The organism is Limimaricola sp. (assembly GCF_016125575.1).
Classification (GTDB): Bacteria; Pseudomonadota; Alphaproteobacteria; order Rhodobacterales; family Rhodobacteraceae; genus WGLM01.
Map to the genome: position 1 here is coordinate 499,893 of NZ_WGLM01000002.1, position 24,544 is coordinate 524,436.

24 protein-coding genes are annotated in these 24,544 nt (G+C 65.3%); 17 read left to right on the plus strand and 7 right to left on the minus strand.

Annotated elements, in window-relative coordinates:
• Window positions 1-12: 12 nt before the first annotated feature.
• Together GC146_RS03905 and GC146_RS03910 are read left to right on the plus strand one after the other, a co-directional pair.
• Window positions 13-669: a thermonuclease family protein gene (locus tag GC146_RS03905; protein ID WP_291834594.1), complete on the plus strand. Its 657-nt coding sequence runs from the start codon at window positions 13-15 to the stop codon at window positions 667-669.
• Between the two features lie 79 nt (window positions 670-748).
• Complete coding sequence (locus tag GC146_RS03910; RefSeq protein WP_291834596.1) at window positions 749-991, plus strand: YdcH family protein; 243 nt, start codon at window positions 749-751, stop codon at window positions 989-991.
• 1 nt (window position 992) lies between these two features.
• Here GC146_RS03910 and GC146_RS03915 read toward each other — a convergent pair whose 3' ends face one another.
• Window positions 993-2,390: a helix-turn-helix transcriptional regulator gene (locus GC146_RS03915; protein ID WP_291834601.1), complete on the minus strand. Its 1,398-nt coding sequence runs from the start codon at window positions 2,388-2,390 to the stop codon at window positions 993-995.
• A gap of 161 nt (window positions 2,391-2,551) precedes the next feature.
• On the opposite strand from GC146_RS03915, the gene GC146_RS03920 reads away from it, so the two are divergent.
• The 5 genes from GC146_RS03920 to GC146_RS03940 all read left to right on the plus strand — a co-directional run bounded on the left by GC146_RS03920 (window position 2,552) and on the right by GC146_RS03940 (window position 8,611).
• Entirely contained in the window at window positions 2,552-4,084 is a 1,533-nt protein-coding gene (locus tag GC146_RS03920; RefSeq protein WP_291835745.1) for an acyl-CoA carboxylase subunit beta, read from the plus strand.
• A 22-nt stretch (window positions 4,085-4,106) separates the two neighbouring features.
• Window positions 4,107-4,463, plus strand: coding sequence for a hypothetical protein (locus tag GC146_RS03925; protein ID WP_291834602.1), 357 nt, complete (start codon window positions 4,107-4,109; stop codon window positions 4,461-4,463).
• A 325-nt stretch (window positions 4,464-4,788) separates the two neighbouring features.
• Window positions 4,789-4,992, plus strand: a complete 204-nt coding sequence (locus tag GC146_RS03930) for a hypothetical protein (protein ID WP_291834605.1) — start codon at window positions 4,789-4,791, stop codon at window positions 4,990-4,992.
• An 84-nt stretch (window positions 4,993-5,076) separates the two neighbouring features.
• Window positions 5,077-7,074 (plus strand): acetyl/propionyl/methylcrotonyl-CoA carboxylase subunit alpha, encoded by a 1,998-nt coding sequence (locus GC146_RS03935; protein ID WP_291834608.1) that lies wholly within the window; start codon window positions 5,077-5,079, stop codon window positions 7,072-7,074.
• A 46-nt stretch (window positions 7,075-7,120) separates the two neighbouring features.
• A complete protein-coding gene (locus GC146_RS03940; RefSeq protein WP_291834611.1) occupies window positions 7,121-8,611 on the plus strand; it encodes a hypothetical protein in 1,491 nt (496 codons plus the stop codon).
• 4 nt (window positions 8,612-8,615) lie between these two features.
• Here the strand turns inward: GC146_RS03940 and GC146_RS03945 are convergent, their stop codons facing one another.
• Window positions 8,616-9,119, minus strand: coding sequence for a DUF4174 domain-containing protein (locus GC146_RS03945; protein WP_291834615.1), 504 nt, complete (start codon window positions 9,117-9,119; stop codon window positions 8,616-8,618).
• Between the two features lie 90 nt (window positions 9,120-9,209).
• Here GC146_RS03945 and scpA point away from each other — a divergent pair, with 90 nt between their 5' ends.
• The 4 genes from scpA to GC146_RS03965 are packed head-to-tail and all read left to right on the plus strand — an operon-like array spanning window position 9,210 to window position 12,902.
• A complete protein-coding gene (gene scpA / locus GC146_RS03950; protein WP_291834618.1) occupies window positions 9,210-11,345 on the plus strand; it encodes a methylmalonyl-CoA mutase in 2,136 nt (711 codons plus the stop codon).
• Window positions 11,342-11,695 carry a VOC family protein gene (locus tag GC146_RS03955; RefSeq protein WP_291834621.1) on the plus strand — a complete coding sequence of 118 codons (354 nt, stop codon included), beginning with the start codon at window positions 11,342-11,344 and terminating at the stop codon, window positions 11,693-11,695. Before scpA ends, GC146_RS03955 begins: the two co-directional genes overlap by 4 nt.
• Window positions 11,692-12,189, plus strand: a complete 498-nt coding sequence (locus GC146_RS03960) for an MAPEG family protein (protein ID WP_291834623.1) — start codon at window positions 11,692-11,694, stop codon at window positions 12,187-12,189. Before GC146_RS03955 ends, GC146_RS03960 begins: the two co-directional genes overlap by 4 nt.
• A gap of 14 nt (window positions 12,190-12,203) precedes the next feature.
• A complete protein-coding gene (locus GC146_RS03965) occupies window positions 12,204-12,902 on the plus strand; it encodes a dienelactone hydrolase family protein (RefSeq protein ID WP_291834625.1) in 699 nt (232 codons plus the stop codon).
• Window positions 12,903-12,908: 6 nt separating this feature from the next.
• Here the strand turns inward: GC146_RS03965 and nhaA are convergent, their stop codons facing one another.
• Window positions 12,909-14,123 carry a Na+/H+ antiporter NhaA gene (nhaA, locus tag GC146_RS03970; RefSeq protein ID WP_291834628.1) on the minus strand — a complete coding sequence of 405 codons (1,215 nt, stop codon included), beginning with the start codon at window positions 14,121-14,123 and terminating at the stop codon, window positions 12,909-12,911.
• A gap of 89 nt (window positions 14,124-14,212) precedes the next feature.
• Here nhaA and GC146_RS03975 point away from each other — a divergent pair, with 89 nt between their 5' ends.
• The 5 genes from GC146_RS03975 to GC146_RS03995 are packed head-to-tail and all read left to right on the plus strand — an operon-like array spanning window position 14,213 to window position 17,474.
• Window positions 14,213-14,830, plus strand: coding sequence for a VOC family protein (locus GC146_RS03975; protein ID WP_363241019.1), 618 nt, complete (start codon window positions 14,213-14,215; stop codon window positions 14,828-14,830).
• Window positions 14,827-15,300, plus strand: a complete 474-nt coding sequence (locus GC146_RS03980) for a GNAT family N-acetyltransferase (RefSeq protein WP_291834631.1) — start codon at window positions 14,827-14,829, stop codon at window positions 15,298-15,300. The genes GC146_RS03975 and GC146_RS03980 overlap by 4 nt, the downstream gene beginning before the upstream one ends.
• Before the next feature lie 32 nt (window positions 15,301-15,332).
• Window positions 15,333-16,016: a molecular chaperone DjiA gene (locus GC146_RS03985; protein WP_291834634.1), complete on the plus strand. Its 684-nt coding sequence runs from the start codon at window positions 15,333-15,335 to the stop codon at window positions 16,014-16,016.
• Between the two features lie 7 nt (window positions 16,017-16,023).
• Window positions 16,024-17,049 carry an endonuclease/exonuclease/phosphatase family protein gene (locus tag GC146_RS03990; protein WP_291834637.1) on the plus strand — a complete coding sequence of 342 codons (1,026 nt, stop codon included), beginning with the start codon at window positions 16,024-16,026 and terminating at the stop codon, window positions 17,047-17,049.
• A 41-nt stretch (window positions 17,050-17,090) separates the two neighbouring features.
• Window positions 17,091-17,474, plus strand: a complete 384-nt coding sequence (locus tag GC146_RS03995) for a hypothetical protein (protein ID WP_291834639.1) — start codon at window positions 17,091-17,093, stop codon at window positions 17,472-17,474.
• Between the two features lie 13 nt (window positions 17,475-17,487).
• Here the strand turns inward: GC146_RS03995 and GC146_RS04000 are convergent, their stop codons facing one another.
• The 4 genes from GC146_RS04000 to GC146_RS04015 all read right to left on the minus strand — a co-directional run bounded on the left by GC146_RS04000 (window position 17,488) and on the right by GC146_RS04015 (window position 23,056).
• Window positions 17,488-19,035, minus strand: coding sequence for a Ppx/GppA family phosphatase (locus tag GC146_RS04000; protein ID WP_291834642.1), 1,548 nt, complete (start codon window positions 19,033-19,035; stop codon window positions 17,488-17,490).
• A 75-nt stretch (window positions 19,036-19,110) separates the two neighbouring features.
• The gene (locus tag GC146_RS04005; protein WP_291834644.1) at window positions 19,111-21,279 is read right to left on the minus strand and encodes an RNA degradosome polyphosphate kinase; all 2,169 of its coding nucleotides are present in this window, start codon (window positions 21,277-21,279) and stop codon (window positions 19,111-19,113) included.
• Between the two features lie 41 nt (window positions 21,280-21,320).
• Complete coding sequence (locus GC146_RS04010) at window positions 21,321-21,995, minus strand: DnaA/Hda family protein (RefSeq protein WP_291834646.1); 675 nt, start codon at window positions 21,993-21,995, stop codon at window positions 21,321-21,323.
• Window positions 21,995-23,056 (minus strand): AI-2E family transporter, encoded by a 1,062-nt coding sequence (locus GC146_RS04015; RefSeq protein WP_291834648.1) that lies wholly within the window; start codon window positions 23,054-23,056, stop codon window positions 21,995-21,997. Before GC146_RS04015 ends, GC146_RS04010 begins: the two co-directional genes overlap by 1 nt.
• A 141-nt stretch (window positions 23,057-23,197) precedes the next feature.
• On the opposite strand from GC146_RS04015, the gene proS reads away from it, so the two are divergent.
• Window positions 23,198-24,538: a proline--tRNA ligase gene (gene proS / locus GC146_RS04020; protein WP_291834650.1), complete on the plus strand. Its 1,341-nt coding sequence runs from the start codon at window positions 23,198-23,200 to the stop codon at window positions 24,536-24,538.
• Window positions 24,539-24,544 lie beyond the last annotated feature (6 nt).

The window sequence follows — 24,544 nt, forward strand, 5'->3', positions numbered from 1 at the left end:
TTTGTTAAGAAAATGTTCCGCCTCTGTTCGATCCTGCTGCTTTGCCTTTGCACGGCCCAGCCGCTGCGGGCCGAGATCGTGGGCGCGCTGCGGGTCATCGACGGCGATACCTTCGACGTCGCTGGCACGCGCATCCGCCTTGTCGGCGTCGACGCGCCAGAGGCCCACCAGAACTGCACTACGACGACGGGGGCCAGCTTTGCCTGCGGAGCATGGGTCAGCCGGACGGTGCGGGCCTCGTGGCAGGGCCAGCGCGCCAGTTGCGCGCCGCAAGGAACCGACCGGTATGGCCGGACGCTGGCCACTTGCCAGGTGGCGGGAGAAGACCTTGGCGCGGTGCTGGTGCGGCGCGGGCTGGCCTTTGCCTATCGCGCCTATTCGACGGCCTATGTCGGCGAGGAGTTGGCCGCGCGCCGTGCCGGAACCGGAATCTGGGCCTACCGCGTCGAATCCCCGGCGGCATGGCGGGCCGCCGAACGGCAGGTTGCCGCGCCGTCCCCGGGCACTTGTGCGATCAAGGGCAACATCTCGTCGCGCGGGCGGCTTTACCACCTGCCGGGCAGCCGGGGCTATTCGGTCACCCGCATAGATACCTCGCGCGGAGAACGGTGGTTCTGCACCGAGGCCGAGGCGCGCGCCGCCGGCTGGCGCCCGGCCCGCGCGCCCTGAGGTTGATACGGATCAAGGTGACGGCCCGCGCGCCCGTGCAGTCTGGCAGGGACACGAAACAAGCAAGGAGCCGTCTGGCATGTCGCAACACACCCCCCACGAACTGGCCGAAGAATTTCCCGATCATGTTGAGAAGTTGCAGGCGATGAAGGCCGCAAGCCCGCAATTCGCGGCGCTGATGGACAAGTATCACGAGGTGAACCGGATGATTCACCGTGCCGAAACCGATCTGGAACCCACCGACGACGCCCACATGGAGGACCTGCGCAAAGAGCGGTTGCGGCTGAAGGATGCGGTGGCCGCCGGGCTGCGCACGGGCTGAGCTATTCCACTTCGTAGGGCAGGATACCGCGTTGGTCCGCGTCGATCCGCAGGCGGCCGTCAAGCGGCGGCACCGACCGCTGGTGGCAGGCCTTGCGTTCGCAGATGCGACAGGAAATGCCAATCGGTTCAAAGGCATCTGTCGCATCAAGGTCCATGTGGTCGGCATAGACAAGGGCGCGGGCGTGACGCAGCTCGCAGCCCAGTCCGATGGCATATCGCCGGGTCGGCGCGTTGAACGCGCCGCCCGGTTTCGACACGTCCCGCGCAAGGCAGAAATAGCGCACACCGTCGGGCGTTTCGGCCAGTTGCCGCAGCCAGCGGCCCGGCGTCTCGAAAGCCTGGTGCACGTTCCAAAGCGGGCAGGCCCCGCCGTAGCGCGCGAATTGCAGCGGCGTGGCCGAATGGCGCTTGGTGATCGTGCCGGCCGGATCGACCCGCACGAAAAAGAACGGAATGCCCTTGGACCCCGGCCTCTGCAGGGTGGACAGCCGGTGCGCCACCTGTTCCAGCGAGGCACCAAACCGTGCGGCAAGACGTTCAAGATCGTGGCGCGAGTCTTCGGCGGCCGCCAGAAATGCGGCATACGGCATCAGTGCCGCCCCGGCAAAGTAATTGGCCAGACCGATCCGCGCGATGTCGCGCGCGGCCGGGGTGTGGAACCGCCCCAGATCCAGCGTTGCCTCCAATAGCGGGCGATGCGCCACCAACGCCAGTTGCAGCAGCAGATTAAAGGCGCGGGTGGGGGCCGCGGCGCGCGCAGCCAGCGTCAAGGTCTTTGTTGCTGCATCGTAGCTGCGCAGCGGCCCGGCCTCGGCCCAAACGAGTGTGACGCCCGCCTCTCGCAATGCCGCGACTGCAGCCGCGTCGATGGGCGTGGCCCCGGCACGGGTCGCGAAACGCTCCGCCGCGCGGTCGATCGGATCAAGGTAGTTATCGCAATAGTGAAAGAAGTCGCGCACTTCTTCCCAGGGGGAGGGGTCCAGCCGCGGGTCTTCTCGCCCAAGTGCGGCGTCCAGCGATGCAAGGCGTTCATGCGTTTGACGGTAGGCGGTGTGCAGGTCAAGGAAGGCCCGCGCGAGCAAGGGCGCGTTTGCCGCTGCAAGTCGCAAATCTGCAAGTGCTGGTGTTGGGCCGGGGAACACCGGATCGGCCAGCGCCTCGCGCATGTCGCCGACAAGGCGCGCCTCGTCACCCGATTGCAGTTCGGTCACGTCAAAGCCGAATTCGCGCGCGAGCGAGAGCACGACCGTGGTCGAAACCGGCCGGTTATTGTTTTCCATCTGGTTGAGATAGGGCAGGCTGACGCCCAGCTTTTCGGCGTAGGCGCGCTGGGTCAGGCCCAACCGCCCGCGCAATTCACGCAGTTTCACCCCGGCATAAAGCTTTGGCACGGCCATCGGCCACCTCCCCGCGTCGCGAACACCGCAACATCCTGCCACAGGACTGAAGTTTGCAAAATGACTGATTTGAAAAATGATGATTTTGCAAATTTGCCCAATAGCCCTTCTGCCACCCGCGCGCAGCGCCTATGCTGGCCAAAATCAGGGAGGCGCGCGAGATGAAGGACATCCTCGGGGAACTGGAGGCCCGCCGCGACGCGGCGCGCGCGGGTGGGGGACAGCGACGCATCGAGGCGCAGCACGCCAAGGGCAAGCTGACCGCGCGCGAAAGGCTGGAGCTGTTGCTTGACGAGGGCAGTTTCGAGGAATTCGACATGTTCGTCGCCCATCGCTGCACCGATTTCGGGATGCAGCAGGACCGGCCGGCCGGCGATGGCGTGGTCACCGGCTGGGGCACGGTGAATGGCCGCATGGTCTATGTGTTCAGTCAGGATTTCACCGTTTTCGGCGGGTCGCTGTCCGAGACGCACGCGCAGAAGATCTGCAAGATCATGGACCTCGCGGTGCAGAACGGCGCACCTGTGATCGGCATCAACGATTCGGGCGGCGCCCGCATTCAAGAGGGTGTGGCGTCGTTGGCCGGCTATGCCGAGGTATTCCAGCGCAACATCATGGCAAGCGGGGTCGTGCCGCAGATCAGCCTGATCATGGGCCCTTGTGCGGGCGGCGCCGTCTATTCGCCCGCGATGACGGACTTCATCTTCATGGTGAAGGATACCAGCTACATGTTCGTGACCGGCCCCGACGTGGTGAAGACTGTCACCAACGAGGTGGTGACCGCCGAAGAACTGGGTGGTGCCAGCACCCATACCCGCAAATCCAGCGTCGCCGACGGCGCCTTCGACAACGATGTCGAGGCGTTGGCAGAGGCACGGCGCCTGATCGACCTGTTGCCGCTGAATAACCGTGACAAGGCACCGGTGCGGCCCTTCTTTGATGACGTGGCGCGCGAGGAGCCCAGCCTCGACACCTTGATCCCCGACAATGCGCATACGCCCTACGACATGAAGGAACTGATCCTGAAACTCGCCGACGAGGGCGATTTCTTCGAGATTCAGGCTGATTTCGCGCGCAATATCGTCACCGGCTTCATCCGGCTGGAGGGCTCGACAGTGGGCGTGGTGGCGAACCAGCCGATGGTGCTGGCGGGGTGCCTCGATATCGACAGCAGCCGCAAGGCCGCGCGGTTCGTGCGGTTCTGTGACGCTTTCGAGATTCCAATCCTGACACTGGTGGACGTGCCGGGCTTCCTGCCGGGGACCAGCCAGGAATACGGCGGGGTCATCAAGCACGGCGCGAAACTGCTCTTCGCCTATGGCGAGGCGACGGTGCCCAAGGTGACCGTCATCACCCGCAAGGCCTATGGCGGGGCCTATGACGTGATGTCGTCCAAGCACCTGCGCGGCGATTTCAACTATGCTTGGCCCACCGCCGAGATCGCGGTGATGGGCGCAAAGGGCGCGACCGAGATCCTTTATCGCAGCGAGTTGGGTGACCCCCAGAAGATCGCCGCGCGCACCGGCGACTACGAGGCGCGATTTGCCAATCCTTTTGTCGCGGCCGAGCGCGGGTTCATCGACGAGGTGATCACCCCGCGCAGCACCCGGCGGCGGATCTGTCGGGCCTTTGCCTCGCTGCGGACGAAAAAGCAGGCGAACCCGTGGAAGAAGCACAACAATATCCCGCTGTGACGGGCAAAGAGGCAGGCTATAGATGCTGAAACATCGTGGTTTTCCCGGCCGCCTGCCGGGCACCGATTTTCAATTCACGATTCGCAGGGCCGCCAAGGAGGGCGCGACCAAGCTGATCGCGCGCGAACGCTATGCCGATCGCCGCGCGGTGGACCGGGCCGCAGACGCGGCTTTTCTGGCGGCACTTTGGGATCATTTCGGGGAAGAACCCTTTGAACGGGGAAACCTTGATGCTGGCCGGCTGAGCTGGCTTTTCGGGCGCGAGGTCGTTGCGGCCGAAGATCCCTTCGACCCGACTGATTACGAGGCACTCCTGCGGATCGATCTCGCCCGGGCACGCGCGACGTTCCCCGAGGTTTTCGCCGGAGACAGGGCATGATCGGCGAGAAGCTGCCGGCACCATGCGCCATCCGGCATGTTCCTGCCGTCCGGGTGCGGCCCGCCGGCGCGATGCTGGCGCGATATGTGCCGGCATGGCAGGCTGGAGGTGCAGGGGGCTGCGTCCCCGCGCGGCACCCTGTGGAACGACTTAAATGTTATCCCTTCCCCTGCCGGTCCGGTGCGTCCCTCACTGGACCGGCATCTTTTGCCAGAACCGTGCCGGCGATCCGCCGAAATCCCGCCCGGGCCATCTTTGCGGTTGTAAACTTTTGCGAATGCCCTGAATCTGCAGTTACCGGTAATTTTGCAAAGGGCAGTTCGATATGGCAAAACACGCATGGATTCTCGCGGCCGTCGCCGTTCTCGGTCTTTCGGGATGTCTGGAAAATGACATGCAGCGCGGGCTTGTCGGCGCCGCGGGCGGGGCTGTTGCGGCCAATGCCGTGGGCGTCAACCCGGTCACGGGCGCAGTCGTCGGCGGCGCGATCGGCGCGACCTGCGATCAATATTCCAGCGTCTGCCGCTGACAAAACACGCATAACGACACGACATGACCGCCGCCGGGGCCAAACCGCCCCGGCGGCGGCTTTGCATTTGAAGGACGCCTGCTGATGTTCGACAAGATCCTGATCGCCAACCGCGGCGAGATTGCCTGCCGTGTCATCAAGACTGCGCGCAAGATGGGCATCGCGACCGTCGCCATCTATTCGGATGCCGACCGCAATGCACTGCACGTGCAGATGGCGGACGAGGCGGTGCATATCGGCCCGTCGCCGGCCGCGCAGTCCTACATCGTGATCGACAAGGTGATGGACGCGATCGCCAAGACCGGCGCGCAGGCGGTCCATCCCGGCTATGGCTTCCTGTCGGAAAACCCACGCTTTGCCGCCGCACTGGAAAAGGCGGGCGTCGCCTTCATCGGCCCGCCGGTCGGCGCGATCGAGGCGATGGGCGACAAGATCACCTCGAAAAAGCTCGCCGCCGAGGCGGGGGTTTCTACCGTGCCCGGCTACATGGGCCTGATCGCCGATGCCGAGGAGGCGGTCACGATTTCCCGCCAGATCGGCTACCCGGTAATGATCAAGGCCAGCGCCGGGGGCGGCGGCAAGGGCATGCGCATCGCGTGGTCAGACGACGAAGCGCGCGAGGGGTTCCAAAGCTCCAAGAACGAGGCCGCGGCGAGTTTCGGCGACGACCGCATCTTCATCGAGAAGTTCGTGACGCAGCCCCGCCATATCGAGATCCAGGTGCTGGCCGATGCGCATGGCAATGCCGTCTACTTGCACGAGCGGGAATGTTCGATCCAGCGGCGCAACCAGAAGGTCATCGAAGAGGCGCCGTCGCCCTTCCTCGACGCCGCCACCCGCAAGGCGATGGGCGAGCAGGCTGTCGCGCTGGCCCGCGCGGTGGGCTATACCAGCGCCGGTACGGTCGAATTCATCGTTGATGGCGGCCGCAACTTCTACTTCCTGGAAATGAACACGCGATTGCAGGTGGAACACCCGGTGACCGAGCTGATCACCGGGATCGACCTTGTCGAACAGATGATCCGCGTCGCGGCAGGCGAGAAGCTGCCCTTCAAACAGGCGGATCTGAAGATCAATGGCTGGGCGATGGAAAGCCGGCTTTACGCTGAAGATCCCTATCGCGGCTTCCTGCCCTCCATCGGACGGCTCAGCCGCTATCGTCCACCGGCCGAAGAGGCAACGCCGACCCGCGCCGTGCGCAACGACACCGGCGTCACCGAGGGCGGTGAGATCAGCATGTATTACGACCCGATGATCGCCAAGCTTTGCACTTGGGCGCCCGACCGGGCCCGGGCGATCGAAGAGATGCGGCTGGCGCTTGATGCGTTCGAGGTGGAAGGGATCGGGCATAACCTGCCGTTCCTTGCCACCGTGATGGATCACCCGAAATTCGTCGCGGGCGAGATGACGACCGCCTTCATCAACGAAGAATTTCCCGACGGCTTTGACGGCGCTGTGCTGCCGGAGGCCGCGCTGGAGCGGATCGCGGCAGCCGCTGCCGCGATGAACCGGGTATCGGAAATTCGCCTCGCGCGGATCTCGGGGCGGATGGACAACCACGAACGCCATGTTGGTGAGGATTGGGTGGTGACGCTTCAGGGCAAGGCATTTCCTGTCCGGATCGGTGCCGACAAGGCGGGCGCGGACGTGCATATCGGCGGCCGCGTGCTGCGTGTGACCAGCGACTGGGTGCCGGGCCAGCCGCTGGCGCGCCTGACGGTGGGCGGCGCGCCGCTGGTGCTGAAGGTCGGCAAGGTGCCCTCGGGCTTTCGCGTGCGTTATCGCGGCGCGGACCTGAAGGTGCATGTGCGCACGCCCCGCGCCGCCGAACTGGCCGCGCTGATGCCGGAAAAGCTACCGCCGGACACGTCGAAATTCCTGCTTTGCCCAATGCCGGGGCTGCTTGTGAAGCTCAACGTCGTGGCGGGCGACGAGGTGCAGGAGGGGCAGGCCCTCTGTACCGTCGAGGCGATGAAGATGGAGAACATCCTGCGCGCCGAGCGCAAGGGCGTCGTCAAGGCGGTGAAGGCCGCGCCGGGCGACAGCCTGGCTGTCGACCAGGTGATCGTGGAGTTCGATTGATCAGATGGCGGCGACGAAAACGCCAACTGATCTGCCTCGCCTGGCCATGCTTTCGGCGCTCGGCTGGCTTGCCCTGCTGATCTGTCTGACGCTGTGGAAATTGGGCGGGTCGTTCGAGTATCCGCTTGACGACGTGTATATCCATCTGGCGATGGCCGACAGCTTGCTGCGCGGGGAATACGGGATCAATCCCGGTGAAAACGCCTCGGCCGCGTCGTCTTTCCTTTATCCGTTTCTGCTGGCGCCCTTTGCCGTCGCACCGGTCGAACGTTTCGCGCCGCTGGCACTGAATGCCGCGGGCCTGGCTTGGGCCTGCTGGCTTTGGGGCCGGCTGGTGCAGCGGGCAGGGCTTGCACGTCCGGCGGCGCTACTGTTGGCCGTCGCTGGCCCTGTGCTGCTGAACATGCCGGGTGTCGCCTTCCTCGGGATGGAACACAGCCTGCACGTCGCGGCGACGCTGGCCGTTCTGGAAGGGCTTTGGGTCAGTCTTGAAACCGGACGGGCGAACGCGCTGCTGTGGGTTGGCGTCGTGATGGGGCCGGCGCTGCGGATTGAGGGCCTCGCTGTCTCGGGTGCGGCCTGCCTTGCGCTTGCGCTGGCAAGGCAGTGGCGTTTGGCAATGGCACTGGGCGTGGCCGCGTTTGTGCCCGTCGTGGCTTTCGTGGGTTTGCTGCGCGCAGAGGGGCTGTCTTGGTTGCCGGGATCGGTGACGGTCAAAATGGAAGAGATGGACGGGACCGGCGGGGTGGGGCACCTTGCCTTCAACTTGGCCCATCTCAGCGGACCACCGCTGCTTGGACTGGCCATCGTTTTGCTGATCGGTGCGTTGCTGGGCAAGCAAGTGCTGGACGACAGGGCCCGGCTGGTCGCTGTGGTCTGTGCGCTGGTAGGTCTTGCGCACCTTCTGGTCGGGCGCGTTGGCTGGGCCTTTCGCTATGAAAACTACGTTCTGGTGTTGATGGCCGCGGCCGCGCTGCCGCTGATTGCCGGCTTTGGCCGCAACCTTGTGACGGCGGTCGCACTTTCCGTGTTGCTGCTGGCTTGGCCGGCCTGGATTTACCGGGGCAACCTGTGGCGCTATGGCCCCGACAGCGCGCTGGCGCTGCATTTGCAACAAGGCCAGATGGCACGCTTTGCCCAAGCGTTCTGGCGCGCGCCCGTCGCCGTCAACGACATCGGCCGCGTGGCCTGGCGCAATCCCGATTATGTGCTGGATCTTTGGGGTCTCGCGTCGCCGCAGGCTTACGCGCTGCGGTTGGCATCGCGCGGCGAGGTCGGCTGGGCCGACGGCCTGTTGCAGGCCCATAACGTCGAACTTGCCATGGTTTATCCCAGCCTGCTGGGACAGGCCGCGGGTGCCGGCTGGGTGCCGCTGGGCGACCTCGTTCTGGATGTGCCGAAGGGCTACCTTGGGTATGACCGGGTGCGGTTCTTTGCCAACGGGTCAGGGGCCGCGGCGCGAGCGCGCGATGCATTGGCCGCCTTCCTGCCCGGTCTGCCGCACGGCGCCAGTTTCCTGCCGGCGGGCGCAAAGTGAGCGTTCAGTCCGATACCCCCGGCACCAACGTGCCCGCCGCGCGACGCTCGCGCACTTCTTGTTCGCGGGTCGGCGACTTGTCGATCCAGCGGGTAAGTTCGCGAATGTCCCAAGGGGCGGGCTTGCGCAGCACGACCCGACCGTCCTTGTCGATCAGTGCCAACATGAAGCCGTGCGGATGCAGCTTGGCCCGCGCCGGGCTGGGATGGGCCGGGTCGGTATCGGTGATCACGATCACGTCGCGCTCGGCCAATTCGCGCAGGCCGGCGCGCAGGAATTCGAACTGCCGCTGGTATTGCGGGTCGGCCGGGCTGTCGGCAAAAAGCAGCACTGGACGTGCCACCCAGACGAAGGTGGCAAGGTCGATGCCTGCGGCATCGAACATCTGTTCGCGGTCCGCCTGCCATGCGGACAGCGCGTCCACCGGCGTCGGGCCAGTCTGGGCTGATGTCAGACTGGCCATCGCGGCCAAGGCCGCTGCCAGCACAAGGCGCGCGATGTTCTTCATGTCTTGCGATATAAGTAGCAGGGCGACGAATTCTAAGGCTTTGAAAAGAGACGGGGCCAAGTTTTTCATCCCCGCCGGAAGGAGTGTCCGATGACCGCCAAGGACGATTGGTCCCACATTGCTGCAAAAGAGCTGAAAGGGCGGGACCCGGAAAGCCTGACATGGCAGACGCTGGAAGGCATTCCGGTTCGTCCGCTGTACACCGGCGATGATCTGGCCGGATTGACTCATCTGGGGTCTATTCCCGGCGCGGCCCCTTATACCCGCGGCGTCAAGGCCACGATGTATGCCGGTCGGCCCTGGACCATCCGGCAATACGCGGGCTTTTCCACCGCCGAGGACAGCAACGCTTTCTACCGGCAGGCGCTGGCGGCGGGGCAGCAGGGGGTGTCGGTCGCCTTCGACCTGGCCACCCATCGCGGTTATGACAGCGACCACCCCCGGGTAGAGGGCGACGTGGGCAAGGCGGGCGTGGCCATCGACAGCGTCGAGGACATGAAGATCCTGTTCGACGGTATCCCGCTCGACAAGGTGTCGGTCTCGATGACGATGAACGGCGCGGTCATTCCAGTACTGGCAAGTTTCATCGTGGCGGGCGAGGAGCAGGGCGTGCCCCGCGCGGCGCTCTCGGGGACCATCCAGAATGACATTCTCAAGGAGTTCATGGTGCGGAACACCTACGTCTATCCGCCCGAGCCCAGCATGAGGATCGTCGCCGACATCATTGAATACACGTCGAAAGAGATGCCGAAGTTCAACTCGATCAGCATCTCGGGCTACCACATGCAGGAGGCCGGCGCGAACCTCGTGCAAGAGCTGGCCTTCACGCTGGCGGACGGGCGCGAATACGTGCGCACCGCGATTGCGCGCGGCATGAACGTGGATGATTTCGCCGGGCGCCTGTCGTTCTTCTTCGCCATCGGCATGAATTTCTTCATGGAGGCGGCCAAGCTGCGCGCGGCCCGGCTGCTGTGGCACCGCATCATGGCCGAGTTCAACCCGCAGAAGCCGCAATCGAGCATGCTGCGCACCCATTGCCAGACTTCGGGCGTGTCCCTGCAGGAGCAGGACCCCTACAACAATATCGTGCGCACCGCCTTCGAGGCGATGAGCGCGGTTCTGGGCGGCACGCAAAGCCTGCACACCAACAGCTTTGACGAGGCGATGGCGCTGCCGTCGGCCTTCTCCAGCCGGATCGCCCGCAATACCCAGCTGATATTGCAGGAGGAAACCGGCATCACCCATGTCGTGGACCCGCTGGCCGGCAGCTACTACGTCGAAAGCCTGACGGCGGAACTGGCCGAGAAGGCTTGGGCGCTGATCGAAGAGGTAGAGGGCCTTGGCGGCATGACCAAGGCCGTCGCCAGCGGCATGCCCAAGCTGCGCATCGAGGAATCGGCGGCGCGGCGGCAGGCGATGATCGACCGCGGCGAGGAGGTCGTGGTCGGCGTCAACAAGTATCGGCTGGAAAAGGAAGACACGGTCGACATCCTCGACATCGACAACGCCAAGGTGCGCGCAGGCCAGATCGCGCGGTTGCAGGCGATCCGTGGCAGCCGTGACGTGGCCGCCTGTGAGGCGGCGCTGGCCGAGCTCACCCGCCGCGCGCAGGAGGGGGGCAACCTGCTGGATGCCGCGATCGAGGCGGCGCGTGCGCGGGCAACCGTGGGCGAGATCAGCGCCGCGATGGAACAGGTCTTTGGCCGTCACCGCGCCGAGGTGCGCACGCTGGCGGGCGTCTACGGCGCGGCCTACGAGGGCGATGCCGGCTTTGCCGAGATCCAGCGCGATGTCGAAGCCTTTGCCGAGGCCGAGGGCCGCCGCCCGCGGATGCTTGTCGTCAAGATGGGGCAGGACGGGCATGACCGCGGCGCCAAGGTCATCGCCACGGCCTTTGCCGATATCGGTTTCGACGTCGATGTCGGTCCGCTGTTCCAGACCCCGGAAGAGGCCGCGCAGGACGCCATCGACAATGATGTCCACATCGTGGGCATTTCCAGCCAAGCTGCGGGCCACAAGACGCTGGCGCCGAAACTGGTGGCCGCGCTCAAGGCGGCCGGCGCCGAGGATATCGTGGTGATCTGCGGCGGGGTGATCCCGCAGCAGGACTACAAGTTCCTGCAGGATGCGGGCGTGAAGGCCATCTTCGGCCCCGGCACGAACATTCCCGCCGCCGCGCGCGACATCCTGCGGCTGGTCCGCGAGGCGCGGGGGGCCACGGCATGAGCGGACCCGCGGCACAGTTCGGCGGCCTCTTTTTCCGCGCGAAGGACCCTGACGCGCTTGTGGCATGGTATGCAGAGCATCTTGGTGTGCCATCCTTCGGTCCGTGGCCGCAAGAGGCCGGCATCGCAACCTTCGCACCGTTTCGGGCCGATGACGATTACTGGCCGGCCGACCGGTCCTTCATGCTCAACCTGCGCGTGGTCGACCTGGATGCGCTGATCTCGCGGCTATGCGCATCCGGCATCGCTGTTGAAACGCGCGATGAGTGGGATAGCGGCGATTACGGCCGTTTCGCCCGTGTTACCGATCCAGAGGGCAACCCTGTTGAACTCTGGCAGCCGCCGACATGAGGCGGCGCGGGTTGATCGGGCTGGGCATGGCCGCCGGGGTGCTTTGGGGCCTCGGGCTGGTCTGGGTCGGCGTCAGCTACGTTCCGATCCCCATTTTCCTGCTTGCGCCGACGCTCGCCTTTTCCTTTCTTGGCCCCGGCATCGTCCTGACGCTGATGATCGGCCGTCTCGCGGCGCGGCGCTTTTTCGATGACGCGGCGATTGATGGCGCGCCGTTCGAGCCCGGCAGCAGTGGCGAGATTGACCAGAGGGTGCTGCAGAACACGCTGGAACAACTGGCGCTGGCGCTCGCGCTCTGGCCGCCAACGGCCTATCTGATGCTGGGCTCCGGCCCGGGGGTAGTATCCTGCCTTGGCATCGGATTCGTGATTGCCCGGGTCGCCTTCTGGGCTGGCTATCATCGCTGGCCGCCCTTGCGCGCCTTCGGCTTTGCCGCCACCTTCTACCCGACGATCATCGCATTGGTCTGGGCGTTGGTGATCCGCCTGACCTGAGCCCGGGGGTGACAATGTCTGAAACGACCATCTCGACGCCACATCGTCGGCTCGCGGCCCATGTCGCCCGGCCAAGTGGCGACGGGCCATGGCCCGGTGTCGTGGTGCTGCATGACATCTTCGGAATATCGCAGGTCGCCCGGGATCATGCCGCATGGCTTGCCTCCGAAGGGTTCATGGCCGTGGTCCCCGATCTTTTTACCGGCGGCGGGCGTATCCGCTGCATCCGCGCGATCTTCCGCGATGTGGCGGCCCGCTCTGGCCCGTCCTTCGACGAGGTGAACGCGGTTCGCGACTGGCTGCGCGACCAAGACGGGTGCAATGGCAAGATCGGTGTGATCGGCTTTTGCATGGGCGGCGGTTTTGCCCTGACACTGGCGGGGGACGAGGGCTTTGACGCGGCCGCCGTCAACTATGGTCAGGTGCCCGCCGATATCGAGGCGGTACTGGCCGGGGCCTGCCCCATCGTCGGCAGCTTCGGTGCAAGGGACTCTTCTCTCAAGGGGGCCGCCGCGAGGCTGGAAAAGGCCGCCACTGCGGTCGGCCTTGCCCATGACATCAAGGAATACCCGCGGGCCGGTCACTCTTTCATGGACCCACACCAGATGCTGCTGCCCCGCCTGCTCAAGGTGCTCATCGGTGGCTACGAGGCGGGCGCGGCGGCGGACGCCAAGGCCCGCATCATCGCCTTCTTCCGCGCCCACCTCGCCTGAGCAGGGTCAGGCGGCAGCAGCGGGAGCGGGCGCCGGATCGGGGGCAGTCTTGGCGTCTTGGGTGGCGCGTGGAGCGATCATCAGCACGACGAAGCCCAACAGCGCCGAAATGATCGAGCCGCCCAGCACGCCCAGTCGCACCGCATTCATCAACACCGGGTCAGAAAAGCTGAGCCCGCCGATGAAGAGCGACATGGTGAAGCCGATACCGGCAAGACAGGCGATGCCGTAGATATGCAGCCACGTCGCCTCATGCGGCAGCCGTGCCCAACCCGCCCTGATCAGCAGCCATGCGATGCCGAACACACCGATCTGTTTGCCAAGGATCAGGCCCAGTCCGATGCCTAGCGGCAACGGTTGAAAGAGGTCCGCCACCGACATTCCTGCCAGCAGCACGCCCGCATTGGCAAAGGCGAAGATCGGCAGGATCAAGAAGTTGACATAAGGTGTCAGCGCATTTTCCAGCGCGTGCAGCGGCGACTTGCCCCAGCGGTCGACCAGCGGGATGCAGAAGGCGGTGATCACGCCGGCAAGCGTTGCGTGAACGCCTGATTTCAGCACCAGAACCCACATCACCACGCCCAGCAGCAGGGCAGGCGCCACCCGGTGAGCACCGAGGAAGTTGAGCACAAGAAGGCCGGCCAAAGGCAACAGGGCAAGCAGCAGATACTCGACATGCAGATCCGCGGTGTAGAAAATCGCGATGATCAGGATCGCGCCAAGATCATCAAGGATCGCCAATGTCAGCAGGAACACCTTGAGCGAGACCGGCGCGCGGCGACCCACCAGCGCCAGCACGCCCAACGCGAAGGCAATGTCGGTCGCCGCCGGAATGGCCCAACCGCTCATCGTGGCGGCATTGCCCCAGTTCAGTGCCGTATAGACAATGGCCGGCACCACCATGCCGCCAACCGCAGCAAGGCCCGGCAGCACCACGTCGCGCGGGTTCTTCAGCTTGCCCTCACGCATCTCCCGCTTCAGTTCCAGCCCGATCAGGAAGAAGAAGACCGCCATCAGACCGTCGTTGATCCACAGGAACATCGGCTTTTGCAGCCCGGTGCCGTTGATCGAGATCTCCAGCACCGCGTTCAGCGCCGTCTCGTAGGCATCGCTTAGCGACGAGTTTGCCACCACCAGCGCCGCGACTGCCGCCACCATCAGAAGGATGCCGCCGAAGGCCTCGTGGCGGATCAGGCGGAGGAAGGGGTTGGACGACTGCATGCGAAATCCTGACTGTTTGGCTTATGATTGATCACAACCTAGTGAAAATGACGCTTGCATCAAGATGGGCGGCGCGCTTTCTGGGCACCATGATGCTCGCATTCGATCACATCGTCATTGGCTGCACCGATCTTGCCCACGGCACAGCATGGGCCGAGGCGGCGTTGGGCGTGGCCTTCCAGCCCGGCGGCCAACATGCACGGTTCGGCACGCATAACACGCTGCTGGGCCTTAAGGATGGCCTTTACCTTGAGGTGATCGCGGTTGACCCGGCCGCGCCGCCGGGCCCGCGCTGGTTTGGGCTGGCCGATTTCGAGGGCGCGCCGCGATTGATCAACTGGGTCTGCCGCGCGCCCGATCTGGATGCAGCGCTGGCGGTGTTGCCGGGGGCCTGCGGCCCTGCCGTGCCGATGGAGCGGGGCGACCTGCGCTGGTCCATCGCGGTACCCGAAGACGGCGGCCTGCCATGGGACGGCGCGCTGCCCACGCCGATATCGTGGGCGCCGGGCATCCGCCATCCGGCTGCGCGATTGGCCCCTTCGGGTGTGCGCCTGACAGGATGGGAGGTGCATCATCCGCAGGCGGCAGCCGCCGAAGCGGCGCTGGCGGGCCTTCTGGACGATTCGCGCGTTCGCTTCGTCACCTCGCCCGTGCCGGGCTATCGGGCGAGGTTCGACACGCCATCCGGACCGCGGGTGCTGTCGTGATCCGCCCGGCCACCAGTGCCGATGCGGATGCGATCGCCGCGATCTGGAATCATTACATTCGCACCACGACCGTCACCTTTCTGCCAGACGAGAAAACCCAAGCCGAGGTTGCCGCGCTGATTGCAGGGCCCGATCCGGTTCTCGTGGCCGAGGTCGCGGGCCGCGTGAGCGGCTTTGCACGGTATTTCCCGTTTCGCGCAGGTCGCGGCTATGTTCACACGGTCGAACATACCGTGCTGCTGGCGCCCGGGGCGGAAGGGGCCGGGCAGGGGCGCGCGCTGATGACGTCGCTGGTCGATCACGCCCGCGCCCATGCCAAGCACAGCATCTGGGCCGGCGTCAGTGCCGAGAACGAGGCGGGCGTCGCCTTTCACGGGCGGTTGGGTTTTGTCACCGTGGCGCGCCTGCCCGAGGTTGGCTTCAAGTTCGGTCGCTGGATCGATCTTGTGCTGATGCAGAAAATGCTCTGACAAGGCCGCTGCAGCGCGTTAAGGTTGTGCCCATGTCAATATGGTCCCGAATTGCCGACGCCATTGCCTCGCTCGCCAAGGGCGAGGGCCTGACGGCGATGTTTGACCGCCTTCGCACGCCGCCGGAGCGGTCGGTGGCGTTCGCCATCGCGGTGATCGGGCTGGGCGCCAAGATGGCCAAGGCTGATGGCCACGTCACCCGAAACGAGGTGGCCGCCTTTCGTGAGGTCTTTCACATTGCCCCCAAGGACGAGGGGAACGCGGCCAAGGTGTTCAATCTTGCGCGCACCGACGTTGCCGGGTTCGAGGATTATGCGCGTCGCGTCAGGGCGATGTTTTCGGATGATGACGGCCCTCTTTGCGACCTGATGGAGGGGCTGTTTCACATCGCGCTGGCCGATGGTGAATATCACCCTGCCGAGGATGCCTACCTGCGCAAGGTGGCCGAGATCTTCGGTTTTGACGAGCGGCGCTTTCGCTCCATCCGCGCGCAATTCGTGCCCGAGGCCGAGCGTGACCCCTACGACGTGCTGGGTGTGTCCCCCGATGCGCCGCTGGACGAGGTGCGCGCGGCCTGGCACGCCATCGTGCGCGAAACTCATCCCGACCGGATGATCGCGCGCGGTGTGCCCGAAGAGGCGCTGCGCCTTGCGGAAAAGCGGCTGATGTCGGTCAACCGTGCCTGGGAAGAAATCAGCGAAGCCCGCGCGGCCTGATGCCGCCATGCGGATCGTCACCTACAACGTCGAATGGTTCAATTCTCTTTTCGACGATGCGGGGCGTTTGATCGACGACCATACGTTTTCGGGGCGGCAGGACGTGCGCCGCGATACGCAGATCGCGGGCCTTGGCGTGGTTTTTCAGGCGCTGGATGCCGATGCCGTCATGGTGATCGAGGCTCCTGACGAGAACCGCCGCCGCCACACAGTGCCCGCGCTTGAAGGGTTTGCCGCCCGTTTCGGTCTGCGCGCGCGCGAGGCGCTGATCGGCTTTCCCAATGCCACCCAGCAGGAGATTGCGCTTCTCTACGATCCTGACGCGTTGAGTGCCCGGCACGATCCCCAAGGCGATCCCACGGGCAAGAAGGGTACGGCCGATGCACCGCGCTTTGATGGCGTGTTCCGGCTTGACCTTGATGTCGATGGCACGCCCGATCTCGTGCGCTGGTCCAAGCCGCCGCTGGAAGTTGCCCTGACCACGCGGAAGGGCAGGGTGCTGCGGCTGATCGGGGTACACGCCAAATCCAAGGCGCCCCGTGGCGGTGGCAACGCCGAGGAAGAGATGCGCGATGCCATCGACAACCGGCGCAAGCAGCTGGCCCAATGCATCTGGTTGCGCCTGCGAATCGACCAGCACCTCGCAGCTGGCGAGGACCTGATCGTTCTGGGCGATCTTAACGACGGCCCGGGGCTGGATGCCTACGAAAAGCTGTTCGGGCGATCCGGGTTAGAGGTGCTTCTGGGCGAGGATGGCGGCCCGCGACTTTATGATCCGCATGCGCGGCTGCTGATGGGCGGCAAGACCGCGGCCCAGCCCGCCTCGGCGCGCTTTCGCATTCCGCCTGACGGGCATTTCCTGCAAGCCATGCTGGATTACATCCTCGTCAGTCCGAGCCTTGCCGCGCTGAAACCGGTCTGGCGCATCTGGCACCCCTTTGACGACGCCGCCTGTTATGCCGACGCGCGGCTGCGCAACGGGCTGCTGGCCGCGTCCGACCATTTTCCGGTCAGCCTCGACATCGACATTTGAGCGCGCTTGGGGAATCGGCCCGGCGCGGTTATGATGAACGTATGGTGAAGTTGCGCCCGGTTCTTGTTGCCCTGTTTCTTGCCACCCCGCTGGCCGCCCAAGAGGCGCCGCCCGCCGCTGGCCCCGATGATGGCATGTCCTTGATGGACCGTGGCGCGCAGTTGTTCATGCGCGGTCTGATGCAACAGATGGCCCCTGCCGTTGAGGATCTGCGCGGTCTGGCCGAAAAGGCGGGACCGGCGATGAAGGATTTCGTCGCCACGATGGGGCCTGCGATGCTGGACCTGTTGGCGCGGGTCGACGACCTGCGCAATTACCAGCCGCCTGAATTCCTGCCCAACGGCGATATCATCATCCGGCGCAAACCGGACGCGCCTCCCTTCACGCCGCCGCCGCCCGGGCCACCGCCGCAGGTGGATCTCTAGCCCTTCGACAACGTCAGTCGCCGATGCGGACGGATGTCGTGGCCCCCAGTGCCGCGCCCAATGCGCCTAGCCTTGCCTCGGCCACCTCGCCGAAAAGCGGGCGCGCATGTTCGCTCAGCCGCAAGGTCAGCGTTTTCTTGTTGGGGTGCCATTCCAGTTGGCCGGGCTGTTCGTCTGCGTTCAGCCACAACATCGCGCCCAGCCGCATCGCCTTGCCCAGAACCTCGGCCTGCACCTGCTCGGCTGTTGGCAGCAATTTGAAAAGCGGCTCGAAACGCGAGCCTTCGCGGCGGTTGGAATAGCGGTGCAGCAGCGCAAGCCCGAGGAAGACCCGTTCCTGATGCTTCAGCCCGCCAAGGTTGGCCCGCGTCGCGTTGTCGAAGGCGACCTCGTCACGGTAGTCGGGATGCGCGCGCCAGCTGACATCGTGGAGCAGGCAGGCCGCGCGAATGATCCGCGATTTCTGCCAGTCCGCGCGCGGGAAAAGCGGCCGGACAAAATCGTGCAGGATGCGGCCGAAGCCGGGCAGGCGGGCATCCTTGGCCTCGGCAAAGGCGCAGGCCTCGACCAGTGGATCACGCTCGCGCAGTTCGCGCGGCATCTGCTCGTAAAGCATCCCCTCGCGGATGCCGTAGGACGACACGGCGATGTCCTTGGGCCGGAACACCCTTACCAGTTCGCGCAGGACCTGCACCGCCAACGGCACCAGCGACATCCGGTCGCTGGAGATGCTGCACCGCGCGCGCAGAGCGTCGAGGTCCTGTTCCGCGATGTACTCGGCCGTTGCCGAGACCTGACGCACGGTCATCCGGTATTCGTGCAGCACGGTCAGCGGGTAGCCGCGACGTTCCATGTCGATGCGCGCGATCGCCCGCCACGAGCCGCCGACGAGGAACAGGCGCATGGCCGTCTCGCCGGACATCGCGTCGTGCAACTTCGCGATCTCGGCCTTGATGTAGGATTTCAGGGCCTTCTTGCCGCCCTTGACCTCGCGCAGCTTGAACGGCCCCAGAGGCGAGGTCATGCGGTTGCCCACCCGGCCCTCGGCAAGGTCGGCCAGTTCCATGGACGAGCCGCCGATGTCGCAGACAAGGCCGTAGCTGCCGGGCCAGCCCAGCAGCACGCCTTGCGCCGACAGCCGCGCCTCTTCCCGTCCGTCGATCACCCACAGGCGCACGCCCGTTTCGGCCAGCACCTCACGGCGAAACTCTTCGCCATCGGCGGCCTCGCGAACGGCGGCGGTGGCCACGGCCGTCAGTGGCGGAATGCCCATGCCCTGCGCCAATGCCGCGAAACGGCGGATCGCCGACATTGCGCGCCGCCGGCCTTCGGGGTTCAGGCGTCCGGTCTGGCTGAGGCCCGCCCCAAGCCCGCACATGATTTTTTCGTTGTAGAAATAGGCCGGGCTGCGTGCTGCGCCGTCGAAAACGACAAGGCGCACCGAGTTTGAGCCGACGTCGACCACGCCCACGCGCGAAAGCGCTCGGGCCTTGGGGTCATTGAACAGGGGCCTGCCGAACGGCTCCCACTCGGCACCGTCGTTGTCTGCAGGTCCGTCCATCGCCCCATCCCCTTGCGGCCCGACCATGCGGTCAGCCCGCTGCACTGTCAATCATACGATCGGCGGTAGAGGGTATCAGTCGTCTGTATGGGTCAGTTGCGGCACGTCGGCCGCGCCGGCCGAACCCCGCCCCGAAAGTGACGGGTTTTCCATGAAGAAGCGGTGGCAGTTGAAGGCGAACTCGCCCTCGGCCCAAGTCGCCCGGGTGAAGCTGCCATCGCCTGACATGACCCATGTCTGCGCCACGTCGGCCATGTTGGCGGCCATGATCTGGCTGACGATCTGCGCCTTGACGGTCGCGTTGGTGATCTCGACCAAGGACTCCACCCGCCGCAGCAGGTTGCGCCCCATCCAGTCTGCCGAGGAGATGAAAACCCGTGCCTTCTTGGAAGGCAGCGCAGCGCCATTGCCGAAACACACGATCCGGCTGTGTTCGAGGAAACGCCCGACGATCGACTTGACGCGGATATTCTCTGAAAGGCCCTTCACGCCCGGCCGCAGCCCGCAGATGCCGCGCACGACAAGGCTGATCTTCACGCCGGCCTGGCTGGCGGCATAAAGCGCGTCGATCACGTCCTCTTCGATGAGCGAGTTCATCTTGGCCCAGATCGCGCCGGGTTTGCCCGCGCGGGCGTTGTCGGCCTCGGCCCCGATCAGCTCCAGCAGTCGCGATTTCAGCGAAATCGGCGATATGGCGAGGTTTTCCAGCTCTTCCGGCTGGGCATAGCCGGAGAGGTAGTTGAACACCTTGGTCGCGTCGCGCCCCAGCCGGGCGTCGCAGGTGAACAGGCTGAGGTCGGTGTAGATGCGCGCGGTGATCGGGTGGTAGTTGCCGGTGCCGAAATGCGAATAGGTGACCAGCGCCTCACCCTCGCGCCGCACCACGGTGCTGATCTTGGCGTGGGTCTTGTAGTTGAGAAAGCCGTAGACGACATGCGCGCCCGACCGCTCCAGCCGGCGCGACTGGCGGATGTTGGCGGCCTCGTCGAACCGCGCTTTCAACTCCACCAGCGCCGTGACCGACTTGCCATTCTCGGCCGCCTCGCACAGCGCGTCCACGATGGGCGAGTTGCGCGAGGTCCGGTAAAGCGTCTGCTTTATCGCCACCACGTCGGGGTCCTGTGCGGCCTGACTGAGGAAACGGACGACCATGTCGAACGTCTCGTAGGGGTGGTGCAGCAGCATGTCCTTTTGCCGGATCGCGGCGAACATGTTGCCGTCATGGTCCTGCACCCGTTCCGGCACGCGCGGGCTGTAGGGCGGCCAGAGCAGGTCGGGCCGGCTGTCGAGCACCAGTTCCGACAGGTTGCCGATGCCAATCAGCCCCTCGACCTCGACGACCTCCTCGTCGGTCAGGTGAAGTTCCTGCATGATCATCGACTTGAGGGCCTTCGGCGCGCCTGCCGAGAGTTTCATCCGCACGACTTCGCCCCGGCGGCGGCGTTTGAGCGCGGTCTCGAATTCGCGCACCAGATCCTCGGCCTCGTCCTCGACCTCGATATCGCTGTCCCGCAGCACCCGGAAAGCACAGTGGCCCTTCATCCGGTAGCCGGGGAAAAGCCGGTCGAGGTGCAACAAAAGCAATTCTTCCAGCGGCAGAAACCGCAGGCCCTCGCCGCCGGGGACCTTCACGAAACGCGAGATCTGGTGCGGCACAGGCAAGAGCGCGCGCAAGCCGCGCTTGTCACTTCGCCGCTCCAGTTCGAGCGCCAGCGCGAAACCTTCGTTGGGGATGAACGGGAAGGGGTGCGCGGGGTCTACCGCCAGCGGCGACAGCACCGGAAAGACGTGATTGAGAAAGAAGTCGCCCAGATGCGCGCAATCAGCCTCGTCCAGCGCGTCACGGGTCAGGATGCTGATCCCGGCCGCGTCCATCTCGGCCTTGAGCCCGGAAAAGACCGATTGCTGCCGATCCATCAGCTTGCGCGCGTCGGTGTCGATCAGCACCAGTTGCTGCGCCGGCGTCAGTCCGTCGACCGAGGGTGTGACGTTGTTGGCATGAGCCAGCTCGCGCAGGCCGGCGGCGCGCACGGTGTAGAACTCGTCAAGGTTTGTGGCCGAGATCGACAGGAAGCGCAGGCGTTCCAGCAAGGGCACGCGGCGGTTCTCGGCCTCTTCCAGCACGCGCCAGTTGAAGCCCAGCCAGCTGAGCTCGCGGTTGTAGAACCGTGCGGGACCGGTCAGATCGGCGTCGATGGTCATCGGCGCGGGGAAAGGGGCGGCAAGAAAATCGGCAATGTTCATGAAGTCTTGTCGCCCGGCCAATGTCACAGGATGATGACTGACTATCGCGCGGCGGTCCCGTCATTGTCCAGCAGCTCTCGGGCGAGCCTTTCGTTGATCTCCCGCCCCTGAGCCAGCCCCGCCTGATCAAGCCGCGCAACGATATCGGCCGCGGCCGCGAAGGACCGTTCGATCCGGCGGGTAAGAAAGCCGACCAGCGCCGGTGGCGCGGCTAGTTGCCGGTCGCGCAGGTGCTTTATGATGACCGCCGCCAGCAGCGCATCGTCAGGGTCGGCGATGGCGACGGTGGTGATTGCCTGCACCCGGCTGGCAAGGTCGGGCAGGGTGATGGGCCAGCGGGCGGGCGGGCTTGCCGCGGTCAAGAGGAGGTGCGCGTTCGCATTCGCAAGGTGATTGTGCAGGTGAAAGAGCGCCTCTGCGCCTTCGGGACCGAGCCTGTCGACGTCCTCGATCACCACGTCGCCGGGTGGCGGTGGGGCCAGCCCTTTGCCCAGCCGCGTCGCCTGCATCAGCGTGGCGCCGGTTGCCTGCTGGAACACGCGTGCAAGGTGGGTCTTGCCGCTGCCCGCGGGCCCGGTCAGCACCAGCCGCCGCTGCGGCCAGAGCGCCGGATCGCTGACCAGCGCATAGGCCTGCGCGTTCGATAGGCTGACAAAGAAATCTTCGGCCCCAAGCGATACCTGCGGCGGCCAGTCGAATACCAGTTGCCGCGGCATCAGGGCTGGTCCTCCAGCCCCCGGTAAAGCCGGCCTTCCTTGTAATGGCCCAACGCGAACCGCGCGATCACCCCAAGCATCGCGGAAAAGGGCACCGCCACAAGCAGGCCCACGAAGCCAAAGAGCGCGCCAAAAACGGACAACGCGAAGATCAGCCAGACCGGGTGCAGGCCGACTGACTTGCCCACCAGCCGTGGCGTGACGATGTTGCCTTCCATGAACTGGCCAAAGGCAAAGATGCCCACCACGACAGCAATCATCGTGTTGTTGCCCCAGAACTGGAACACCGCCAACCCGATGGCCAGCGTTCCCCCCACCAGAGCGCCCACGTAGGGAATGAAGGTAATCAGCCCGGCGACCGAGCCGATGACGAGGCCGAAATTCAGGCCCGCCACCATCAGCGACACCGCGTAGTAGGTGCCCATCACAAGACATACGGTGCCTTGGCCGCGGATGAAGGATGACAGGGTCCGGTCAATCTCGGCCGCCAACTGGCGGATCATCGGGGCATGATCGCGCGGCAGCAGATCGTCCACTTCCGCAACCATTCTGTCCCAGTCGAGCAGCAGGTAGAAGGCCACGACCGGCACAACGACCAGCAGAACGGCGATGTTGATGATGCTGAGAGCCGAGGACAGCAGCCCGTTAAAGAGGTCACCGCCTTTGGACTGGATCGCCTGACCGATGGCGATCAGTTGCTGGCGCACCGGATTGCCCTCGACCATGACCTGCGGAAACTTTTCTGTCAGCCAGGCCTGCAACTGACCGAAGAGGGTTGGCGCCATGTCGATCAGCCCGGTCGTCTGCCGGATCAACGTCGGGATCACCAGCAGGATGATCAGCACGAAGACCAGCAGCGCCACGGCGGTGATCACCACCACCGACATCACCCGGCTCAGCCCCAGCCGCTCCAGCCGGTCGGCGATGGGATCAAGGACATAAGCGATGGCACCGGCCAGCACGAAAGGCAGGATGACGTTGCCGAGTTTCCACAGCACGACCATCACCACCGCCGCGGCGATGGCCCAATAGGTGGCTTGCTGGCGGACGGGCAGGGCCATGCGCACTCCGGGGAACCTTACGCGACACTATGTCGGCTGTCCGGGCGGGCAGATCAAGCCCAAAGGCCCCATCGCCGCTTGCCTGCCCCGTCGGGCGCAATTACACCCTCGCGGGACAACGCCATCCCGAAGGACCGCCCGATGCGCCTGAGCCGTTACTTTCTGCCCGTCCTGAAAGAGAACCCCGCCGAGGCGCAGATCGTCTCGCACCGCTACATGCTGCGCGCCGGCATGATCAAGCAGGCCAGCGCCGGCATCTATTCTTGGCTGCCGATGGGCTACAAGGTGCTGCGCCGGATCGAGCAGATCGTGCACGAGGAGCAGGCGCGCGCCGGCCACCTTGCCCTGCTGATGCCGACGATCCAGTCGGCCGACCTGTGGCGCGAAAGCGGCCGCTATGATGCCTATGGCGAGGAAATGCTGCGGATCAAGGACCGGGGCGGGCGCGACATGCTGTTCTCGCCCACAGCCGAGGAACTGATCACCGACATCTTCCGCGCCCATGTCGGCAGCTACAAGGACCTGCCGCTGACGCTCTACCAGATCCAGTGGAAGTTTCGCGACGAAACCCGCCCCCGCTTCGGCGTGATGCGCGGGCGCGAATTCCTAATGAAGGATGGCTACAACTTCGACGTGGACAAGGACGCGGCACTGCACGCCTACAACCGCCACATGGTCAGCTACCTGCGCACCTACGAACGCATGGGCCTGACGGCCATTCCGATGCGCGCCGACAGCGGCCCGATCGGCGGCGACGACACGCATGAATTCCTCGTGCTGGCCTCCACGGGCGAGTCGGAGGTGTTCTACGACGAGGCGGTCACGCAGCTGAAACTGGGCCATCGCGACATCGACTATACAGACCGCGCGCAGGTGGCCGCCGTCTGCAAGGAATTCACCACGCTTTACGCCCGCACCGACGAGACGCACGACCCCGCCATCTACGAGCGCGACGTGCCGGCCGAGCGGCGCAAGGTGGGCCGGGGCATTGAGGTGGGGCAGATATTCTACTTCGGCACCAAGTATTCCGAGCCGATGGGCGCGACCGTCCAGACTGCCAGCGGCGAGAAGGTGCCGGTCCACATGGGCAGCCACGGCATTGGCGTCAGCCGCCTGCTGGGCGCGATCATCGAGGCCAGCCACGACGACAAGGGCATCATCTGGCCCGAGGGCGTGACGCCCTTCCATTGCGGCATCGTCAACCTCAAGCAGGGCGATGCCGAGGCGGACGCGGCCTGCGAGGCGATCTATGCCGCGCTGACGGCGCTGGGCCTCGACCCGCTTTACGACGACCGCGACGCGCGCGCGGGCGAGAAATTTGCCACGATGGACCTGATTGGCCTGCCCTGGCGCATCACCGTGGGGCCGAGGGGCCTCAAGAACGGCGTGGTCGAACTGACCAGCCGCCGCACCGGCGAAAGCGAGGAGTTGCCGCCCGAACAGGCGGTTGCCCGCATCGCAGAGATCTACAAGGGCATTTGAGGCGCG

Bases quoted from the DNA above. Each gene is read 5' to 3' on its own strand.
- GC146_RS03905 (WP_291834594.1), top strand. From the start codon at position 13: ATGTTCCGCCTCTGTTCGATCCTGCTGCTTTGCCTTTGCACGGCCCAG.
- GC146_RS03910 (WP_291834596.1), top strand. From the start codon at position 749: ATGTCGCAACACACCCCCCACGAACTGGCCGAAGAATTTCCCGATCAT.
- GC146_RS03915 (WP_291834601.1), bottom strand. From the start codon at position 2,390: ATGGCCGTGCCAAAGCTTTATGCCGGGGTGAAACTGCGTGAATTGCGC.
- GC146_RS03920 (WP_291835745.1), top strand. From the start codon at position 2,552: ATGAAGGACATCCTCGGGGAACTGGAGGCCCGCCGCGACGCGGCGCGC.
- GC146_RS03925 (WP_291834602.1), top strand. From the start codon at position 4,107: ATGCTGAAACATCGTGGTTTTCCCGGCCGCCTGCCGGGCACCGATTTT.
- GC146_RS03930 (WP_291834605.1), top strand. From the start codon at position 4,789: ATGGCAAAACACGCATGGATTCTCGCGGCCGTCGCCGTTCTCGGTCTT.
- GC146_RS03935 (WP_291834608.1), top strand. From the start codon at position 5,077: ATGTTCGACAAGATCCTGATCGCCAACCGCGGCGAGATTGCCTGCCGT.
- GC146_RS03940 (WP_291834611.1), top strand. From the start codon at position 7,121: ATGCTTTCGGCGCTCGGCTGGCTTGCCCTGCTGATCTGTCTGACGCTG.
- GC146_RS03945 (WP_291834615.1), bottom strand. From the start codon at position 9,119: ATGAAGAACATCGCGCGCCTTGTGCTGGCAGCGGCCTTGGCCGCGATG.
- scpA (WP_291834618.1), top strand. From the start codon at position 9,210: ATGACCGCCAAGGACGATTGGTCCCACATTGCTGCAAAAGAGCTGAAA.
- GC146_RS03955 (WP_291834621.1), top strand. From the start codon at position 11,342: ATGAGCGGACCCGCGGCACAGTTCGGCGGCCTCTTTTTCCGCGCGAAG.
- GC146_RS03960 (WP_291834623.1), top strand. From the start codon at position 11,692: ATGAGGCGGCGCGGGTTGATCGGGCTGGGCATGGCCGCCGGGGTGCTT.
- GC146_RS03965 (WP_291834625.1), top strand. From the start codon at position 12,204: ATGTCTGAAACGACCATCTCGACGCCACATCGTCGGCTCGCGGCCCAT.
- nhaA (WP_291834628.1), bottom strand. From the start codon at position 14,123: ATGCAGTCGTCCAACCCCTTCCTCCGCCTGATCCGCCACGAGGCCTTC.
- GC146_RS03975 (WP_363241019.1), top strand. From the start codon at position 14,213: ATGATGCTCGCATTCGATCACATCGTCATTGGCTGCACCGATCTTGCC.
- GC146_RS03985 (WP_291834634.1), top strand. From the start codon at position 15,333: ATGTCAATATGGTCCCGAATTGCCGACGCCATTGCCTCGCTCGCCAAG.
- GC146_RS03990 (WP_291834637.1), top strand. From the start codon at position 16,024: ATGCGGATCGTCACCTACAACGTCGAATGGTTCAATTCTCTTTTCGAC.
- GC146_RS03995 (WP_291834639.1), top strand. From the start codon at position 17,091: ATGGTGAAGTTGCGCCCGGTTCTTGTTGCCCTGTTTCTTGCCACCCCG.
- GC146_RS04000 (WP_291834642.1), bottom strand. From the start codon at position 19,035: ATGGACGGACCTGCAGACAACGACGGTGCCGAGTGGGAGCCGTTCGGC.
- GC146_RS04005 (WP_291834644.1), bottom strand. From the start codon at position 21,279: ATGAACATTGCCGATTTTCTTGCCGCCCCTTTCCCCGCGCCGATGACC.
- GC146_RS04010 (WP_291834646.1), bottom strand. From the start codon at position 21,995: ATGCCGCGGCAACTGGTATTCGACTGGCCGCCGCAGGTATCGCTTGGG.
- GC146_RS04015 (WP_291834648.1), bottom strand. From the start codon at position 23,056: ATGGCCCTGCCCGTCCGCCAGCAAGCCACCTATTGGGCCATCGCCGCG.
- proS (WP_291834650.1), top strand. From the start codon at position 23,198: ATGCGCCTGAGCCGTTACTTTCTGCCCGTCCTGAAAGAGAACCCCGCC.